The 19,137-nt window shown below is 41.4% G+C and carries 20 protein-coding genes, 1 pseudogene and 1 riboswitch; of the genes and pseudogenes, 9 read left to right on the top strand and 12 right to left on the bottom strand.

The genetic code is table 11. The annotated features are described in order from the left end of the window. The first annotated feature begins 80 nt into the window (after positions 1–80). The 9 genes from B4A24_RS03350 to B4A24_RS03310 all read left to right on the top strand — a co-directional run bounded on the left by B4A24_RS03350 (position 81) and on the right by B4A24_RS03310 (position 8,370). On the top strand, positions 81–1,244 hold the full coding sequence (locus tag B4A24_RS03350) for a hypothetical protein (RefSeq protein WP_293942612.1): 1,164 nt from the start codon (positions 81–83) through the stop codon (positions 1,242–1,244). A gap of 80 nt (positions 1,245–1,324) precedes the next feature. Beyond that, complete coding sequence (locus B4A24_RS03345) at positions 1,325–2,155, top strand: VanW family protein (protein ID WP_293942611.1); 831 nt, start codon at positions 1,325–1,327, stop codon at positions 2,153–2,155. A gap of 244 nt (positions 2,156–2,399) precedes the next feature. After that, positions 2,400–2,492: riboswitch (TPP riboswitch) on the top strand. A 79-nt stretch (positions 2,493–2,571) separates the two neighbouring features. Next, positions 2,572–3,375 (top strand): hydroxyethylthiazole kinase, encoded by an 804-nt coding sequence (gene thiM / locus B4A24_RS03340; protein WP_293942610.1) that lies wholly within the window; start codon positions 2,572–2,574, stop codon positions 3,373–3,375. Beyond that, on the top strand, positions 3,365–3,997 hold the full coding sequence (gene thiE, locus B4A24_RS03335) for a thiamine phosphate synthase (RefSeq protein WP_293942609.1): 633 nt from the start codon (positions 3,365–3,367) through the stop codon (positions 3,995–3,997). The genes thiM and thiE overlap by 11 nt, the downstream gene beginning before the upstream one ends. Further along, on the top strand, positions 3,994–4,836 hold the full coding sequence (gene thiD, locus B4A24_RS03330; protein ID WP_293942608.1) for a bifunctional hydroxymethylpyrimidine kinase/phosphomethylpyrimidine kinase: 843 nt from the start codon (positions 3,994–3,996) through the stop codon (positions 4,834–4,836). Before thiE ends, thiD begins: the two co-directional genes overlap by 4 nt. Beyond that, complete coding sequence (tenA, locus tag B4A24_RS03325) at positions 4,820–5,473, top strand: thiaminase II (protein ID WP_293942607.1); 654 nt, start codon at positions 4,820–4,822, stop codon at positions 5,471–5,473. The genes thiD and tenA overlap by 17 nt, the downstream gene beginning before the upstream one ends. A gap of 232 nt (positions 5,474–5,705) precedes the next feature. Continuing rightward, positions 5,706–6,449 (top strand): GIN domain-containing protein, encoded by a 744-nt coding sequence (locus B4A24_RS03320; protein ID WP_293942606.1) that lies wholly within the window; start codon positions 5,706–5,708, stop codon positions 6,447–6,449. Positions 6,450–6,669: 220 nt separating this feature from the next. After that, the gene (locus tag B4A24_RS03315) at positions 6,670–7,200 is read left to right on the top strand and encodes a DUF1572 domain-containing protein (RefSeq protein ID WP_293942605.1); all 531 of its coding nucleotides are present in this window, start codon (positions 6,670–6,672) and stop codon (positions 7,198–7,200) included. Between the two features lie 282 nt (positions 7,201–7,482). Further along, positions 7,483–8,370, top strand: coding sequence for a helix-turn-helix domain-containing protein (locus B4A24_RS03310; protein WP_293942604.1), 888 nt, complete (start codon positions 7,483–7,485; stop codon positions 8,368–8,370). On the opposite strand, the gene B4A24_RS03305 is transcribed toward B4A24_RS03310, so the two are convergent. From B4A24_RS03305 to B4A24_RS03250, 12 genes and pseudogenes are all read right to left on the bottom strand, one after another. Continuing rightward, positions 8,367–9,137 carry a DUF2490 domain-containing protein gene (locus B4A24_RS03305; RefSeq protein ID WP_293942603.1) on the bottom strand — a complete coding sequence of 257 codons (771 nt, stop codon included), beginning with the start codon at positions 9,135–9,137 and terminating at the stop codon, positions 8,367–8,369. The two genes, B4A24_RS03310 and B4A24_RS03305, sit on opposite strands and share 4 nt — an antisense overlap. A 70-nt stretch (positions 9,138–9,207) precedes the next feature. Beyond that, complete coding sequence (locus tag B4A24_RS03300; RefSeq protein WP_293942602.1) at positions 9,208–10,089, bottom strand: urea transporter; 882 nt, start codon at positions 10,087–10,089, stop codon at positions 9,208–9,210. Positions 10,090–10,131: 42 nt separating this feature from the next. Next, entirely contained in the window at positions 10,132–10,923 is a 792-nt protein-coding gene (locus tag B4A24_RS03295) for an urease accessory protein UreD (protein WP_293942601.1), read from the bottom strand. Between the two features lie 2 nt (positions 10,924–10,925). After that, the gene (gene ureG / locus B4A24_RS03290; protein WP_293942600.1) at positions 10,926–11,564 is read right to left on the bottom strand and encodes an urease accessory protein UreG; all 639 of its coding nucleotides are present in this window, start codon (positions 11,562–11,564) and stop codon (positions 10,926–10,928) included. Between the two features lie 12 nt (positions 11,565–11,576). Beyond that, positions 11,577–12,266, bottom strand: coding sequence for an urease accessory protein UreF (locus B4A24_RS03285; RefSeq protein ID WP_293942599.1), 690 nt, complete (start codon positions 12,264–12,266; stop codon positions 11,577–11,579). A 45-nt stretch (positions 12,267–12,311) separates the two neighbouring features. Beyond that, on the bottom strand, positions 12,312–12,818 hold the full coding sequence (locus B4A24_RS03280; protein ID WP_293942598.1) for an urease accessory protein UreE: 507 nt from the start codon (positions 12,816–12,818) through the stop codon (positions 12,312–12,314). Positions 12,819–12,827: 9 nt separating this feature from the next. Further along, positions 12,828–13,412, bottom strand: a complete 585-nt coding sequence (locus B4A24_RS03275; protein WP_293942597.1) for an outer membrane beta-barrel protein — start codon at positions 13,410–13,412, stop codon at positions 12,828–12,830. 156 nt (positions 13,413–13,568) lie between these two features. Next, a complete protein-coding gene (gene ureC / locus B4A24_RS03270; RefSeq protein ID WP_293942596.1) occupies positions 13,569–15,290 on the bottom strand; it encodes an urease subunit alpha in 1,722 nt (573 codons plus the stop codon). Between the two features lie 65 nt (positions 15,291–15,355). Next, a pseudogene (gene ureB, locus B4A24_RS03265) lies at positions 15,356–15,661 on the bottom strand (urease subunit beta); the annotation flags it as partial. Positions 15,662–15,679: 18 nt separating this feature from the next. Beyond that, positions 15,680–15,982 (bottom strand): urease subunit gamma, encoded by a 303-nt coding sequence (ureA, locus tag B4A24_RS03260; RefSeq protein ID WP_293942594.1) that lies wholly within the window; start codon positions 15,980–15,982, stop codon positions 15,680–15,682. Positions 15,983–16,139: 157 nt separating this feature from the next. Beyond that, entirely contained in the window at positions 16,140–16,550 is a 411-nt protein-coding gene (locus B4A24_RS03255; protein WP_293942593.1) for a hypothetical protein, read from the bottom strand. Positions 16,551–16,677: 127 nt separating this feature from the next. Next, complete coding sequence (locus B4A24_RS03250; RefSeq protein WP_293942592.1) at positions 16,678–19,116, bottom strand: TonB-dependent receptor; 2,439 nt, start codon at positions 19,114–19,116, stop codon at positions 16,678–16,680. Positions 19,117–19,137 lie beyond the last annotated feature (21 nt).

Below are 19,137 nucleotides of genomic sequence, written 5' to 3'. Positions count from 1 at the left end.
CAGTTTTGCATCATGTGATTTTCCAGCTATTGGTATTGCTGACCTGTGTGCTCCCAGCAAAACCGCAGGAAAAAAAATCAATGGAAATCGCAGCACCTACCCAAGCCATACTCTTCGTTATCAATGGATCTGATAAATCAACGGATTTTATGATGCGCCTTCACGATCAAAAGGCTAATGAAATTATTCGACAAGTTCCCTATAGCACGACTAAACTCCTGGTTACAAAGACAGATGCCCAACTACTTACTTTTGTGGTCAACAAAAGTAAATGGACAGTGGATGTACCCAAACTAAAGCAAAGAAATGCCATGATACTATTTGATGGTCAAAGCCGACCAAAAGTGATCTATGGTAGCCAAAGCTATCTCCAGGCCGCAAAGCTAATATTGACGGACAATAAGGAGACAAGTGCATCTCAAAAAGCACTTAAATATGACGCAAAACTATTCTTCGATTCCATAGCTGCTATTCCGTTTAAACCTTCCAAACAATATGCGAAGGCCATCATTTCCCGATCTAGTCTTCCGATCTACTCCAATCAGAAAAAAGGCAGATATGACGGAACCTACATTTCGCAGACTTTTACAGCGGAGAACCCCGAAAAACCCAACGGCATTATGACGATTGTTTATCAGAAAGGCAAAGAGCTATCAACCAACAATTTATCTAATGGAGTCAACTATTACACCAAATATTTTTACAACAAATGGGGATTAATCGATTCGATACAGCAGCTTCACAACAGCAAATGGACATACAGTACAATTTACCAATACCTACCGCATACTATTCTCATTAGCGATGCCGAACGACAAAGCGTATCCATCTATCATTTAAATAATCAATATCAACTGGTCCGAGAGGAATCCATTCATTTCGCTTACCAACGGATGAATTGGATCGACCACCGTTACAATGAAAATGGTCAGCTTATTGAAGAAGTTTCGGGGCTAAATAATGCCATCGAAAACCGTAGACTGTATTACTATGATGATCCAAAAGCAAGCGATTTCTCTTCGTGGCAGGAATTTGACGCAGCGGGTAAGCTCACTGCTGAAACCAAAATAGCTGTACAAGGCAACGAAACTACCTACCTATTTTATCGTGATGGTACATTGGAAATGAAAATAGTCTCAAAAGAACTGGGCGACTACCAATATGAGAGCACTGTATTTGACAAACAGAATAAAATCACTTCTAAAACAATACAAAGAAAAGTTAATCCAATTCTTAATAATTAAAACTCGCGAACTGAAATAAAAGTAAATCATTGTCCTATGACCAACTTTTCTTCAACGCAATAAACAGTTATTCGTCATTAGTGAAAAAACGGAAATTAATAAGTCAACGTCACCCTTTGCTGTATTTTCTTGCTGTCTGGGCAAGAAGAATACAAAGAAAGGCCATTTGGTTGCTGGACAATAAAAACTATACAAAAACCAAGTCTACAACAGCGTTGCAGTACCGCATAAAAAAGCACCAGTCTGTTTTATTAAAGAAGCTAGGAGAAAACAATATGCAGCTGCAAATCAACAAAGTGACCAACCTAAAGATCGCGGCAAAGCAAATCAATGGTGTTCTGATCCGCCCGGGTGAAACGTTTTCTTTCTGTAAACTGGTCGGCCAGCCCACACAAAAGAAAGGTTATCTTCCGGGGATGGAATTGTCTTTCGGTGAAGCGCGGGCAGGTATTGGCGGTGGAATCTGCCAGATCTCCAACCTAATCCATTGGCTTGTTATCCATAGCCCCCTGACAGTTACAGAGCGCTATCATCATTCGTTTGACCCTTTTCCTGACGATGGCCGTGTGCTGCCCTTCGGAAGCGGTGCGACGGTATTTTATAACTATCGTGACTATCAATTCACCAACAACACGGACTATACATTTCAGATCAACCTCTGGTTTACTGAAAAATGTCTTGAAGGTGAATTACGCGTCAATAAGGAACTCGATTTCGCTTACCATGTTTTTGAAAAAGAACATCAATTCCTTAAAATAGGAGATCAATTTTACCGGAAAAATGAAATCTGGCGGGAAAAGTTCCTAAAATTTCAGGGCGGAAAGGTTCTTGACACAGAACTCCTGACAAAAAATTTTGCACGCGTTACCTATATCCCTTCCGACTATATGGAATTACCACTTGAAAAATAGGATGCTATCCTAAGTACACCGAATGCAGCGTTGAGAGCAATACAATTTTTTAGCAAAAGACCTGCCGCCCTTTAATCATCTCTGGCACATCGTTTCACTGTGCATGCACATGGTCTATTTTCTCCTCAGTTGATTGGATCGAGAATGCGTTCTTACACGGGCCTATTGGTTAATAGCTTATTTTACTATTCCGAGATTATGTAATAAAGCACCTATAAAAAGTCCTTTTTTTTGCCTAAATTTGATATGGCTTTGGGGGTATTCTGTATAGAATTGAGATAGTCCCTTCGAACCTGATCCGGTTTATACCGGCGTAGGGAAAAGCAACCGCTTATGTATATTGCGATATACCTGACAGCCTATCTGTCTCATTTCTTCCCGACAAAGCCACCTACAAACATAGCGATCAAAAAGAAATGGAAGATGTAATTATCAACCTGTTAACACAGGTCAAACAACAAAAACCGCTTGTACATAATATCACGAATCTGGTTGTCATGAACAGTACTGCCAATGCACTACTTGCCCTCGGCGCCTCCCCTGTCATGGTACATAGTCCATCAGAAGTACGCGAGGTGGTAGACCTTGCCCAGTCGCTGGTTCTTAATATTGGTACATTGAGTGAACTCACCGCCGAGTCCATGCTTGTCGCAGCTGAACATGCCAATAACATTGGCCGCCCCTGGGTATTAGATCCTGTAGGAGCTGGTATATCGGCTTTTCGCAATGATCTGTTAGCAAATCTGCTGGAATTAAAGCCAACGGTCATACGAGGCAATGCTTCGGAAATCATGAGCCTTTACAATTTCAACCAAGTCAATACCAAAGGTGTCGACAGCACCGCAGACAGTAAAGCTGCTGTTGGATATGGCCAAGCACTGCAGGAACAAGTGGGATCAATCATCTGCATCTCCGGAAAGGTAGATTATATCCTATCTGAACAATATACAGTCGAAGTACACAATGGGCATCCGATGATGACCCAGGTGACAGGACTGGGCTGTAGTTCAACTGCACTGATCGGCGCATTTTTAGGTGTTGCAGACCAACCATTTGAAGCAGCAACAGCCGGAGTCGCCCTTTTGAGTCTCGCGGGTCAACTGGCAGCGGCCAAGTCCTTGGGGCCTGGTTCCCTACAGGTGAATATCTATGATGAGCTCTATCAGCTGAATGCTGATCGCATCAAAACTGATCTCAACATTAAACAATATGGCAATTAATCCCTTGTTTCCTTATCCACTGTATCTAGTTATTTCTGAACAGGATTGCTACCCACAATCCTGGCTTCATGTTGCTGAGGAAGCCATCCACGGCTGTGTGGATATTGTTCAGTTGCGTGAGAAAAACGAAACTCCGGCGCGATTTCTAGAAAAAGCGAAGAAGCTAAAGCGAATCACCGACCACTATGGGATCCCATTGATCATCAATGATGCCGTTGGTATAGCGCTCGAAATTGAAGCTTGGGGTGTACATGTTGGACAGAATGATTGTCGACCTTTGGAAATACGGGAGAAATATGGACAGCAGATTCAAATTGGCTGGTCACTTGAAAATCTTGCACAACTGGACAGTGAACAGATGCGGGCGGTAGATCAGCTTGGTGTGAGCCCCATTTTTGCAACGAAAACAAAAACAGATACCATTACAGAATGGGGAATCAGCGGATTGTGCCAGGTACGGAATTTAACCGAAAAACCCCTGATCGCCATTGGACGCATGGACCTGGATACGATCGAAAGTACGTGGCAAGCAGGAGCAAATTCAATTGCTGTCGTATCAGCGATCTGCAAAAGTAAAGATCCAAGGGAACGTAGTGCCCAATTAAAGGAATTATTAACATGAACATAACAAAAAAATACACTGTACCCACTGTACTGAGCATAGCGGGATTTGATGGTAGCGGCGGAGCTGGCATCCAGGCGGATACGAAAACCATATCGGCCCTGGGATGCTATGCAATGAACGTCTTGACAGCTTTACCAGTACAAAATACACAGGGAGTACGCAATATTTACGAAATACCTACTCAAGCAGTCCGAGAGCAGCTGGATGCAATCTTCGACGATATTTATCCGGATGCGATCAAAATCGGGATGGTTCACAACATTGAACTCGTCGAACTCATCAGCAACTACCTGAAAGACTACCGTGGAACAATTGTATTTGACCCTGTAATGGTAGCTACAAGTGGCCATAAATTAATTCATGACGATACGATACAGGCTTGCGTGGACCTACTTTTCCCACAAACAACAGTGATCACCCCCAATCTGGATGAGGTCAGTGTACTTGTAGGAAAAACCATAGACAACGTTCCAGCGATGGAGGAAGCAGGTATTGCACTCCTTAAAAAAGGATGCCAAGCAGTACTTATCAAAGGTGGACACCTGCAAAGCACTGAACTTACCTCCCTCCTTTTTCAGCAAAATACATTGCCAAAGGTGTTTAAATCACAAAAAATTGAAAGCAAAAACACGCATGGATCGGGTTGCTCGCTTTCTTCGGCAATAGCCAGTCAGTTGGCGCAAAAAAAAACACTTGATCAGGCTGTTGCGATCGCACTAGATTATGTCCACGAGGCAATCAAAGGAAGTAAAGATCTCGTTATTGGCAAAGGAAATGGGCCACTTAATCATTTCCACAACCCTTCTAAACTTATTTTTCATGAAATGGAGCGATAAAACATGGGATACGATCAAACCTATCTACGCAGATATCATAACGATGCCTTTTATTTCAGAACTAAGCGATGGCAGCTTACCCCTGGATAAATTTCAATTTTACATGCGCCAGGATGCTTTCTATCTAGAGGAATTTGGACGAGTCTTAGCTTTTATCGGAGCAAAAAGCGCCAACAACCAGCAGGCCCTTGACTATTTTGAATTCGGACGCAATGCACTCATTGTCGAAAAAGCCCTCCATGAAAACTATTTTAAAGAATTTGGCCTAGCTCCAGAAGACGGAAGCAAAATTGAACCTATTTGCCATCACTATATCCATTTTCTGAAAAGCGTCGCCGCATTTGAACCCATAGAAGTTGCTATGGCCGCAACATTGCCCTGCTTTTGGATTTATAAGGAAGTTGGCGATCACATCCTGTCTATCACCAATGGCAGCCAAAACCCCTATTCCAGGTGGATTGATACCTATAGTGGTGACGAGTTTGCTGAGGGTGTGAACAAAGCGAAAAATTATGTTGATCAGATTTCTGAACAAAGTAGTGCAACAAATCGAGAGAAAATGCGACAAGCATTTATAACGGCTTCTCGATTGGAATATCATTTCTGGCAAGCAGCGTATGAGAAAAGAATGTGGTAGCCACCAAAAACAACAATAAATTGTTCGATAGTGAACACCGATTGTTCATAAATGGGCAATAGTTAAAAATGCCTTAAAACAAAAAGAAATGTCTATCAACGATTTACGCAGTTTTTACTTTTTGGCATCACTATTATATAAGTAAGGAAGAAATGAGGCTGCTTTTCGAAATGAAAATTGAAAAATAGAAATAGTAAACGCATAAAATTAAAAACTAATAATAGACAAAACCATGAAAAGAATCCTAACCATCGCCTTTATTTCATTTTTATATGTTACTCAGGCCCAAGAGCGTGAGACCCGTAAGATTTCCGCTCCGGATGGCATTTCGGCAGCTACTTCGCTACGTGTTGACTACATTCACTCCAACCGTAATGAAGTTGTTGTTGAAGCTGACAATGCAACGCATCTGTCGCTGATCGAAACGAATGTAAAAAATGGCATATTAAAGATACAATATAAACGGAATTCACAGGTCAGAAATGCGAGAAACAATCGCGTAACGGTATATTCAAGTAAAATTCCGACAACTTTTTCCGCTTCTTCGAGTGGATCAATCTACAGCAACGAAACGATAAAAGCCAGCAAAATATCAGTAAACGTTTCTTCGTCCGCCCGTATTTCGCTTAAAAAATTAATTGCGGATGATATTCTACTTTCTACAAGTTCTTCAAGTAGGTTAACGACGGATGTAACTGCAAAAAATCTAACGGTTAATTCAACAAGTTCGTCCAAACAGGAGATTGCAGGAAGCGCGACGAATCTGAGTTTAAGTGCCAATTCCTCTACATCGGTGGACATGGCTTCTTTTACAACAACCAATGCACAAGTGGATGCAAGTTCATCCGCGGGTGTTACCCTAAGTGTTAAGGACAATCTGCAGGGTAAAGTGTCTACCTCAGCAAAGATCGCCTTAAAAAATCAGCCGCGAAATGTCCGGGTTGACAAGTCGACAAGTGGCCGAGTCGTTATGTAATTTTAGTTTAGGTCTTTAAAGAAAGACTGTTTATTTATGTTTAATGTTTAGTTAGTTAAAGGTGGCACCCTCCCCAGTGTCACCTTTTTTTCTCACTGGCCAGGCCAATAAGTAAAGTAGGCTCCCCCTATCCTCCTTTTAATTGGAACGAGGTCACCCGATATCCGTTATTTTCGTATCTTGTGCTAAGAATCACCATGCACATATAACAGACATTCCAATGAATAATTTTTTAGCGAGCAGCCTCAAACAATTTAGGGAATTTAAATCACTGGGGGACAAAACTTTTGACCAGTTAAGTGATGAAAAACTATTTTGGCAGTTTAATTCCTCCAGCAACAGTATCGCGCACATAGTAAAACATCTCCATGGCAATATGTTGTCCCGCTGGACTGATTTTTTAACTACTGATGGCGAAAAAGAAGGACGAAACCGGGATATGGAATTCGAAAATACGGCATTGAATAGACAGGAACTTATCGCAATGTGGAACGCCGGTTGGGATTGTCTCTTTCAAGCGCTTGAGTCCTTGAATGAGGAAGATCTAACAAAAACAATCTTTATTCGGGGTGAAGGACATACTGTATTGGGGGCTATCCATAGGCAACTCGCACACTACCCATACCACGTTGGACAAATTGTTTATATCGGAAAAATGTGTATGGATGAACAATGGTCCTCTTTATCCATTCCAAAAGGAAAGTCCGCTGCGTTTAACCAGGAAAAATTTGGTCAAAGCAATAATGTATAACACATCTATCAATTTTCGCTGCCCAACAAACTATTGGGCAGTATTGCTTTCTTCTCCTTTTCAATCGAAATAATAAACTATAAATCTGTATAAAACATTCCATGGAAAGCAATTGTTTAATCCTGTATTTGCAAACATTTGATTATATTTGTATAATCTACCATTGTTGGTTCATAACGTCATTAGTGAATCCGCTTGCTTAGAGTAATACAAAAAAAAGCAAATATGGGAAGCTCAGTTATCCCATAGAGAATAAAAGAGCAGTAAAATATTTATTTGCAGATGAAAAATTCGATTAAGATCATCAACAATTACGAGTATAAAAAGTTATTCTTACCCGATGTTTCTGAGCACAATCTATTTAACGAAAATAAAATCCAAGTTTATCGAATCGAAAATTATCTTCGGAGCATTTTAATGCCGGTCATACCCTATCGCACCACTTTCAATTTTCTTATTTTCGTAACAAGAGGTTCGCTGACACAACATCTGGAATCAGCCTCCTATACACTCACAGAAAATCAAGTTATCAATATCAAACAAGGCAATATTACCGCAACACTTGCTATTTCGGATGATGTGGAAGGTTTCTTTGTGGTCTATGAAAATGAAATTGTTACCGATATCGAACTTGGGATCAACGATATTAAGTTTTTCAATTCTCATCCATTCACCACATTAAAGCCACATGTTGCCAGCTGGATACAGCAAATGCTAATTCTCCTTGAAGAAGAACTTTTTACCGAAGGCCGTGTGATGGAAGTATGCATCTCGATGATGCAGTGTATCTTATTGAAGGTGATAAAGTCGGATATCGAAACAAAAGCCCCGATGAGCAGGCAGCTAGATATCGCATTCCGTTTTCGGGAGTATGTACAAAAATTCCATATTGACCATAAAAATGTATTGTTTTATGCCAATCTATTGCATATCTCAGAAAACTACCTGAACAAATGCGTGAAGGAAGCAACCAATAAACCACCCAAGCAATGGATTACAGAGATCAGTATTTTACACAGTCAGATCTTATTGCAGGATGCGACACGGGATATTGCAGGAATAGCTTTCGAATTAAAGTTCCAGTCACCTTCGTATTTCACAAGGTTATTCAAAAAAATCACCGGGTATTCACCCAGTGATTATCGAAAACATAAGTTTATGGCGGACTAACGTTTCTTTTTATGATAAGGCAGATTCCAGATCAGATCAACCGCCAGATAATGCACACCAAAATCCACTTGATCGTAGCCTTTGATCAGGTCATTCATATAGCCCACATCCAATCGTAAAGGGGTCTTTGGAATGTCGGTCATATAGTAGAAGCCTAATCGTGTTTCCTTGTACCCAAAACTCGACCAGGCATCAGGTTCATTTAATTTACTGATCGCAAAAAGTGCCTCGGCACTCAAGGCCAACTCCTGCTTATTCCTATCTGAAATTTTAAAATTTAATTGCGATTTCAAACGGGTCCGAAACTGAAAGTTCTCTTCAGCCTTGTGAAAGTCTGCTGTAAAAAATTTCCGAAACTCTTGCCGCAGCGTGTTTTTCCATTTCCAGCGCTCACTCAGTTTAAGCGTATATGCATAACGTCCATACAATCTGAACTCTTGCTCAACGCCTTCATTGTGATAAGGTGTCTTCTCGTCATATACATTTTGACGTCGATAGCTCAAGGCATAGCTATATTGCTGGTTTGGAGCAAATTTATGATAAACCTCATGATTCAGTACCCAGATCGCCTGTTTGTGAAATGGATTGGAATCATCAGGTGTACTCTTTGTTCCTAGACCAATATAAGTCAGTGCTTCCTTTGTTCCAGCACTATCCAGCTTATGTCGCAGCCCCAATACCGACCATGACGCTGTTTTAGCCTTACCAAGCCCGGGTGGGCTTACCTGCCCATATACTGTATTGATATGAGTTCCCAAAAAAAGCATTATTGGGACTAGTTTTATGAAACGAAATTTCAACATAGATAAAGTTTAAGTAAAAAAAAGACCAGGCAATCTATGCCGTTCCCGAAAACTTAGCGACCAACCAATTGTCAAACCGCTTAACAGGCTCCATTGCCCACATCGCGACCACAAAAGGAAAAGTTAAGGTCGTCCAACCATTATGAATCAGGAAATGGTCGAAATAAGTTGCTATAATAACCGCAATCAGTACATACACACCATCCCTAACCCGCTGACCGCTTAAACCAATTCCACATAATACAGCGTTGAAACTAAAAATGCCATTATTGGTCATATTAGCTGATTCATGGCCGTGATGCGAAATGTAAACACTGATGATGACAGCGGCAAAGCCATACAATGCGCCAATCGGTTTACTGATAAATACACCAATGAAAAAGATTAGTCCTGCAATTAAGCTACCCTGAAATATAACCTGTCCAAAAGCATGCCCTTCAATAAGAAAATCATCCATTTCCTCAATATCAACAAAATGTTCTGGTACCGTACGTAAGGCCAGTTCGGGAATGCTCAATAGGTATAGCGCAATCCAGGTAATCATGATAAACGGAAAGGTAAATACAGGAATATTTTTCTTTAGTGCAAAACCCATCAATATCGTGGTCAAAGCCGAGCCTATAATCAGAGCTGCCCAAACCCAAATATTAGCCTGAAAATAAAAGACCAGCGCAATTCCGTAAAGTGTCGCATTAAAACCAAATAGTCCATCATTGATATGATCCTCTTCAAATTTCATCAATTTAGCGGTTATTACGCCAACAAGATTGGCAAGTATCCCGGCAAACCCCATGAGTGAAGAGTCATAAATAATAGCGCCAATAAACAGGATACCAGTCCATATATTACCTTGTAACATAATCTGTCCAAATCCTTTAAAAATTGCTTTAACAAAAGCTAGGATGTTATTTTTCATTAGAATAATTGTTATTTAAAAACCGTAATCTTTCCCTTTTATTTAATTAAGGAATAATTTTCCCCATAATGCACTTTGCATTTCTTTAAAAAGAAGGTAAAGTTGTTCCGCACCATACCCCAGCACACGTACCATAAAACCATCGTGCTGCAATTCGCTGATACCGAAAGCTACATCCTTGATTTCTCCGTATTTCTCATAAAATGTCTCAATCCATTCGGAGGGATTTAAGCCAGCACTATTCAGATAAATCAATGTTCCCTGATGCGTATACCCTTCCAAAATACCCAACTCCTGAATGGGCATCCGGTCTGGTTGTAACAAGACGTTATCCTTCACCACCAGCTTTCCGTTCACATAACATTCCGTCAGGTTCTGAAAATGATTGTACTGAAATTCTTCCCCGGACATCTTTCTGCCGCAGGTCACGATTTCGCTCAATAATAAATGGCAGTTGGAATCAAGATGGATAACGTTGTGGCTCAAAAAGTGAGAAGAATGTTGTGGCACTACTGGATGGGGAACATAGGAAAAAACGGAACCTTCGCCCAACGTCACATTCATTGTCTGCGAGGAATGTCCTTTCATATGAAACAGGCGCTGATAAGCCTGCGTCTGCAATTGTAACTTTGCCCCTGGCGCAATATCAACCTTGATCTGATGATCATCACCATCCAATAATCCCGGAGAGGAACTCATGATCATCAAATAAGCTGCATTGTCTTTTTGATATTGCCCGACAGGGACAATACGAAAAGGTTGAGTGGCATAAGCGTCCTTCATAAAGGATTTTCCTTCACGATGCGCTATTTTGACAGCTAAAGAACAAATCATAATTATCGAAGTAAGTTAGGTTCTTCAATATCCCGAAGCAGTGCATATTTCTTTATCCATCCCACGATCTCCTCCAGCCCCTCACCAGTTTTCAAATTGGAAAATAAAAACGGGGCACCTTTACGCATCTTACGCGCATCATGTTCCATGACTTCCAAACTTGCGCCCACATAAGGGGCCAAGTCTTTTTTATTGATCAATAGCAGATCTGAACGTGTAATTGCAGGTCCACCTTTACGCGGCATTTTTTCACCTTCGGCAACATCAATCACGAAAATGGTAATGTCTGCGAGATCCGGGCTATAGGTAGAAGTCAGGTTATCACCTCCGCTTTCAATCAGAATGAGTTCAAGATCGGGAAAACGGCTGGCAAGCTCGTCCACTGCTTCCAGGTTCATGCTCGCATCTTCACGTATTGCTGTATGTGGACAACCACCAGTTTCAACACCGATAATGCGTTCACGGGCCAACAAACTGTTTTTGGCCATATACTCCGCATCTTCTTTTGTGTAAATATCATTCGTGATAACTGCCAGATCCAACTCATTCATCAAGCGTCTGCTCAGTCTTTCCAATAATGCTGTTTTGCCGGAACCTACAGGGCCACCGACTCCTATTTTAACATATTTTCTATTTTCCATTTTTATTCGATTTTAAGAGATATAAACCCTAGAATATAATCGTTCATGTTGCATGCAGCGAATATCAAATCCGATATTGCAAAGCCCCACTAAATTTCGTTCCACTGCTAAAGTCTCCTGACAGAGTTCAAGTATATTATCATGCAGGCCGAAAAGAATATCCTGTCCATCCAGTTGTCCTAATGGCACGAGCTTTACGGCATTCGTCACCATTGTAATGGCTGCATTGTAGTAAAAGCCATGTAATGCTTCCTCTAAAGGAATTTCCAATAAGGAAGCTAACATTCCATACATCAGACAATAGTGGCTATCCACTTCCTTTTTCTGAATTAATTTTCCCCAGGCAACGACAAACTCCTGTTGTTGATAGCGGCTAAATATCTTGTAAATCCGCACACCTAATTTTTTGCTGGCCTCACGTATCTCCTTTGGACTCTTCAAGGCTGTACATTCCTCATCCAATGAAATCAATGCATTGAGATCTTGTGATGCAGTGGCTTCATACGCCAATTTCATCAACGCAGCATCGTTGTACTTCAGATTATACCATAAATTATGGCGCACATATTTGTCAGTAGTCACTTTGTCACAGACCAACCCTTGCTGTACATAGGTCTCCAGTCCATTTGAATGGGTAAATCCACCGATCGGTAGAGTCGGGTCTGCGAGATGAAGCAACTTGCCCAGAAAAGTATTTTTCATTGACATAAATTATTTATTCATTATTTGTTGACGCGACCTGTGGCGCTATACCCCATGTTCTTTAACGAACAAGGGAATATTTTTTGTTGAAAATTTCAACGTTTGATGATGCTTTGGGTCCACATTCGCATTAAGCGGATGCAGCAGCTGATGCACGCAACATACTGGTGCAAACCCATTTTTAGCCAACCATTCATACATTGAGCGTTCATAAGGCATAAGCAATTCATTTGCCTCTACGAACAGAGGCAAATGTTTGTTTCCGATTTCACTGCTGACAAAAGCAACCTCAAGGAAATCAATTGCAGTCACTTTGATGACTTCACAAGGTTTGATGGTCACCACAACGATTTTTTCTTCATCTTCATACAAGATATCGCCCTCCTGTAAGCAGGAAGTATTACCCAATAATTTTACAGCAATATCCATCCCCTCCACTGTACGTAGACGTTGAATTCGTTTGGTCGATTCATACCACTCAATCGCGAGCGGATCACGGCGCTTATTGATCTGCTCACGATTGATATTCCTTGTAATTTCTGTGATAATCATTGTAATTGTTTAAAAAAATAGATTTTTTGACAATCCCAGTCCCACTGTTGAGCCATTGATCCCAGTAATCACTTCGTGATCGTTTGGAATCGCAGCATCTTTACCGTGGGTCTTTTTGTAAGAAAGCTCCGCAACCTTTGCTTTCAAAGCCCAGCCTTTTCCAAGATTGATACCTACCAGTGGATATACTCTAAACAGGAAACCGTTATAGCTTCCATCTACCATGGATCCGGATGCATTAACAACATGTTGATCCCCCCATAGGTAATGTGCATCCACTTGACCGATTAACATAAAATGCTCGCCCAATGGCCAGGTATTGCTGTAGAATGGTCCGACTTCATGTGAGTGATCGGTAAAGTCAAGTGCTTTATTGTAAGCACTGTTGAATCCGTAATTTATCCCCACGTTCATGTTGTCGTTAAAAAAATATCCCACGCCCACCGGCGCCGCACCAAATTGATGCCCAGCGGTAGTTTCATGATAATTAAGTGAACCATACAGCATGATTCCACCTTTTTGGGCATGGGCAGATTGTATCGAAAAGCATGCTATTGCCAGACAGCAGCCCAAAAATGTCTTTAAATTTTTCATTGATAATATTATTGATCTTAAGGGCATTAAACCATTCATAAATACGATATCGCTCCTTGGTAATTAGCGCTATATTATGCCATGAACGTTTTATCAATATGTTTTTCATTTATTATGCCCTGATATACAATCAGGGCATGGTACGTTTTATGCAGATTAAAACAAGAAATACAATTGTCCCAATGACACCGTGTCAATCGGTTCTGAACGCAAAATCTCTCCATCGAGACTCACTTCATAGTTTTCAGGATTAACGACAATTTCAGGTGTAGCATCATTGTGAATCATACTCTTTTTGGAGATATTTCTACAGTTTTCTACCGGAAGCAAGCCCTTTGCCAACCCATACTCCTCTTTAATGCCTTTTTCGAATGAAATTTTCGAAACAAAGTTGAAACAGGTATGATGAACAGCTTTGCCTAACCCGCCGAACATTGTTCGTAAGATGATCGGTTGTGGTGTAGGAATGGATGCATTTGCATCCCCCATTTTAGATGCGATGATCATCCCCCCTTTGATGATCATTTCTGGTTTTACGCCAAATAATGCTGGACGCCAAATGACCATATCGGCAATTTTACCTGGTTCGATAGAACCCACATATTTTGAGATTCCATGTGCAATGGCTGGGTTGATGGTATATTTTGCCACATAACGGCGCGCACGGAAGTTATCACTGTTTTTTCCTTCATCCTCAGGTAAAGGACCTACTTGTTTCTTCATCTTGTCAGCAGTCTGCCAAGTACGTGTGATGACTTCACCTACACGACCCATTGCTTGCGAATCCGAACTCATGATACTGAATACACCACGATCTTGCAATACATCTTCAGCAGCAATAGTTTCTGGACGGATACGTGAATCTGCGAATGCCACATCCTCAGGAATCTCTTTACTCAAATGGTGACAAACCATTAGCATATCCAAGTGCTCGTCAATCGTATTTTTTGTAAATGGACGTGTTGGATTTGTTGAAGCAGGCAAAACATTCGGGTACATCGCAGATTTAATGATATCCGGAGCGTGACCACCACCAGCACCTTCCGTATGGAATGTATGGATTACACGTCCATTAATCGCCTGAATGGTATCTTCCAAGAAACCAGCTTCATTCAATGTATCGGTGTGAATAGCGACCTGAACGTCATATTTGTCAGCTACTGTCAAGGCTCTATCGATTGTTGCCGGTGTAGCTCCCCAGTCTTCGTGAATCTTAACACCTAATGCACCAGCTTCAATTTGCTCGATAATAGGTTGCTCGGTACCTACATTTCCTTTACCAAAGAAACCGAAGTTCATCGGAAGATCTTCCACAGCCTGCATCATGCGGCGAATGTTCCACTTTCCGGGTGTCACTGTGGTAGCATTTGTTCCGTCTGCTGGGCCAGTACCACCACCGATCATCGTTGTCACACCACTGTATAAAGCTGTTTCCACCTGTGTAGGGCTGATATAGTGAATATGGGTATCGATCCCCCCAGGTGTTAAGATATAGCCAGATCCACCGTGAACCTCAGTCGAAGCACCAATAATCATATTTGGTGTAATATTATCCATGGTGTCAGGATTACCTGCACGGCCTACACCAACAATCTTACCATCCTTAATACCAATATCACCTTTCACAATTCCCCAGTGGTCAATCACAATTGCATCTGTAATCACCATATCCAAGGTACCTTCGTCACGTGTATGCACAGAAGACTGACACATTCCATCACGGATTGTCTTCCCACCGCCGAATTTTGCCTCATCGCCATAATAGGCGTAGTCTTTTTCAACTTCAATAATAATATCAGTATCCCCTAAACGGATCTTATCGCCACTTGTTGGACCAAAAATGGCGCTATAATTAACTTTGCTAACTTTTAAACTCATGATACTTTGTTTTTAAAGCCTTGTTCTTTCACTTTTTTTAATGCATTTTCTCTCGCCACTTCGGTCTCGGTATCACCGTTTACCAAGTCATTGTGACCGTAGATCCTTTTGGCACCTGCATATGGGACCAACTCTACATCTTTGGATTCTCCCGGTTCAAAACGTACAGCCGTACTGGCAATAATATTCAACCGCTTGCCAAAGGCTTTTGCACGGTCAAATTCCATCATCTTGTTTACCTCAAAGAAGTGAAAATGTGAACCTACCTGAATCGGCCTATCGCCTGTATTTGTTACAGTGATTTTCGTAACTTCTCTACCTTCATTACAGATGACATGGCCATCTGCTATAAAAAATTCTCCTGGAATCATATATTCTGTTTTTAACAATTATCGAATCGGATTATGAACAGTTACCAATTTGGTTCCATCCGGAAAAGTCGCCTCAATCTGTACATCGTGAATCATTTCGGGCACGCCTACCATAACATCCTCACGTGTCAATAAGGTAGCACCATATTGCATTAGATCAGCAACAGTACGACCATCACGCGCAGCTTCCAGAAGTTCACTGCTAATCAATGCAATAGACTCCGGATAGTTTAATTTAAGTCCTCTAGCTTTACGTTTTTTCGCTAGTTCGCCTGCAAGATGAAGCAATAGCTTCTCTGTCTCTCTAGGTAATAAATGCATATAAAATATTATTTAAATTATTGTTATTTCAATCAAAAACAAGTTACTACGCGTCCACACGAATCAGAAAATCGTTCGAAAAACTGATAAACTAAACCCATAGCAAATACTTACGGCATAGCGTTTCGGTTCTCAGCGTAGCAAGAAAAGGAAAGGGTTATCCCTGAAATGGGATCTTTAAACTTTGGAAAAGAATGTACTTGGGTGGTAGGATCAGTCGATCCATGTAAGGCTTTCTGTTATTCTGCATGTTGAGACATACAGGATAGCAGATTATAAAAAGACAAATGGACAATACAACCAAGCTCAGTAATTTGCTCCATTCATCTTGTAAATCCATCTGTTCACTGATATCATAAAGATCATGCTCGTGTACAGCAGCAACTACATTTTCTCGTACACGGTGATCAGCACCTTCGTCAATTTGTTTATCCGAAGTGGAAAAACCGATGGCAATACCAACAGGATTATGAACTGCAGGCTGTTCAAAAATCGTTATCCCTCTCAGGAGCATGATGCTCAAAAGGAAAACTAAAGAAAACAAACTATGCCTAATCATTGTATTCACAATCCTATTATTTGTTGTTCAAATTTACAATCAAAACAGGCCACTTCACTAGTACAAATCTTGAATTAAATAGTCCAAATTCGTCGAAAAAACCAGTTTTGATCGCTTTTTTTTCATTTTCTTGTGGTTAAAAGGAGTAGCCGATTGAAACCATCACATTCCTTGGCGCTCCGGCGAAGGCACGCGTATAGTCAAATCCTCCTAAAAAATAGTATTTATCAAACACGTTGTTGAGGTTGAGCGCCATTTTCATTGCACCGATGTGGTAATAAGCCGCCGCGTTGACGGTAGTATAAGCAGGCCATTGTCCCCAAAGCGCATTCCCCTGGACGTCTTTGCCAATGCTATTGTCCATACGCTTGCGATCAACATAGTAGACACCGGCACCGAAGCCAAGTCCTTTTAAGGCTGTCTCCGAGAACACATATTTCAGCCAGGTGCTAGCCATATTTTTTGGCGCTCCAGGCAAAGCCCGCCCCACTTCGGATGCGACGGAGGAAGCCTTCACTTCGGTATGGTTAAAAGTGTAATTTGCCATTAACTGAAACTCTTTAGTAAGCTGTCCACGGATATCCAGCTCAACACCCTGTGAAAGTGCATTTCCAGATTGTCGATATTCTGGCAATCCCGAATCATTAATTACCCCTGTTGCGATAAGCATATTGCTACGTTCTATCCGAAACAAAGAAAGATCCATTTGTAATTGATCCTTAAAGAAGCCCGTCTTCAGCCCTGTTTCAATCTGAAAACTGCGCTCGGCATCAAAAGGCATGTCCGCACCATAATCCTTATAATTCTGGATAAAATTAGCGCCTACCGGAACAAAACCCCGGGAGTAACTTGCAAAATAATTGATCTGTTTATTTATTCCATAAGTTAGACCAAAGCGCGGCAATAAAGCATTTTGTGTTGCCCGGAAACGATTCTGTCCATCGATAGTTTCTGATGAATAATGCTCGTGTCTCAACCCCACAATTAACTTCAGGCGGTCTGCAATGCTGATCTGATCCTGAATATATTTACCCGTCGTTTTATAAGGACTCAAAAATGGGTAAGCAACCTGTGTACGCCAGACGTAGTTGGTCAGATCATGTGCGGTATAAGTCGGGTTGTTCAAATCAAAAGTTAGGGGCACTACTTTGCCATCTACGGTCTGTTGTCGTGCTTCCCGCAATTGGTTCTCCTTATCACCGCGATACTGTGCAAAGTCTACTCCAGCCACAATATGATGATTTATATTGTCCCCCGCCAGATCCCATTTGATATAGCCGACAACATTATCCGTATAGTCGCGACCATGCCGATCAAAGAACCGCATGTTCATAATCGTATTATGCGGCGCGTCAGCAAAGATATTTAGCGTACGGTGCTCATTGACATTTTCCTGATAGATAGATTTCATATAGCTCACATTCAAGCTAATATTTTCGGTCAGTCTTTGCGTCAGCCTTCCGCTGAATGAAAAAGTTTTGGAGTTATAAAAATCAGAAGGCTGGCTCAAGGTAAACGAACGTGGGAGCGCGTAAAAATTATTTTCCTTTATTCCCATTCCCCGATCCAGATAGCCGTCGAATTGGTTATATACAACATCAATATCTACAGTTGTGCCTGCCGCAGGTTTAAATGTGAATGAGGGTGCCAGCATCATCCGCTTTTGATGGTTCACATCGCGAAAAGTCCTTGAATCTTCATATCCAGCATTAAACCGATAGAGAATTCGTTTTGCACTATCCAGTGGTCCGCCCAGATCTACTGTGGTACGCATGGTTTCAAAACTTCCACCAGCAAAACTGACATGACCTTTAAAGTCTTCCAAAGGCTTCTTTGTGGTCATATTGATCGTACCACCGGGTACAATATCGCCAAAAAGCGAAGCTCCGGGGCCTTTCAGTACTTCAAAATTTTCAAGATTGACCGTTAACGGTGAATTATAATAACTATTGCCATATCCATAGCCCGAGCGCAGCCCATTGACCAACCGAACTCCGGTCTCATAACCGCTTTTAAAACCACGGATCACCACATCATCATAAGATGACGCTTCGGTTACACCCGCCAGATCCTGCACCAAAGCTCCTGTAGTAAAGGCTTGTTTATCTTCAATGAATTCTTTGCTCAGTACAGCAACGGATTGCGGCAGATCTTTCAATTTTCCGGCAAACTTGCCCCCCAATTCCATGTTGTTTGTTAGATAAGAATTATTCCGCCGGCCGGTAACCAATACTTCATCTAACGTCTGTCCCCCCTCTTCCATCATCAGTCGAACCCCTTTCTTTGCATTCCAGGTGGCTTCATCAATCTGAACTAGCTGCGGCTTATAACCGATCGCTTCGGCACGCAGCTGTACCGGGAAGATTGCCGCTATGGTAAAAGCAAATTCACCATTCGGAACCGTGCTGACCTTTTGCCCCTGACCAACAAGCGTGATAGTCACTCCAGGAATCGGATTCCCATTTCCATCTTGTATCTTCCCAAAGATCGTAACACTTTGCTGTGCGTAGACCGCTATCGGTGCAACAGCACTTGTTAATAATGCGAAAGCGAGTGCTTTAATTGTGTCTTTCATCAATATTTTTTTTCATCGCTC

The sequence above is a fragment of the Sphingobacterium sp. UBA7249 genome, from assembly GCF_002472835.1.
Taxonomy (GTDB): domain Bacteria; phylum Bacteroidota; class Bacteroidia; order Sphingobacteriales; family Sphingobacteriaceae; genus Sphingobacterium; species Sphingobacterium prati.
Note: the sequence above shows the minus strand (reverse complement) of the source record. Positions and strands in the feature narration are given on the sequence as shown.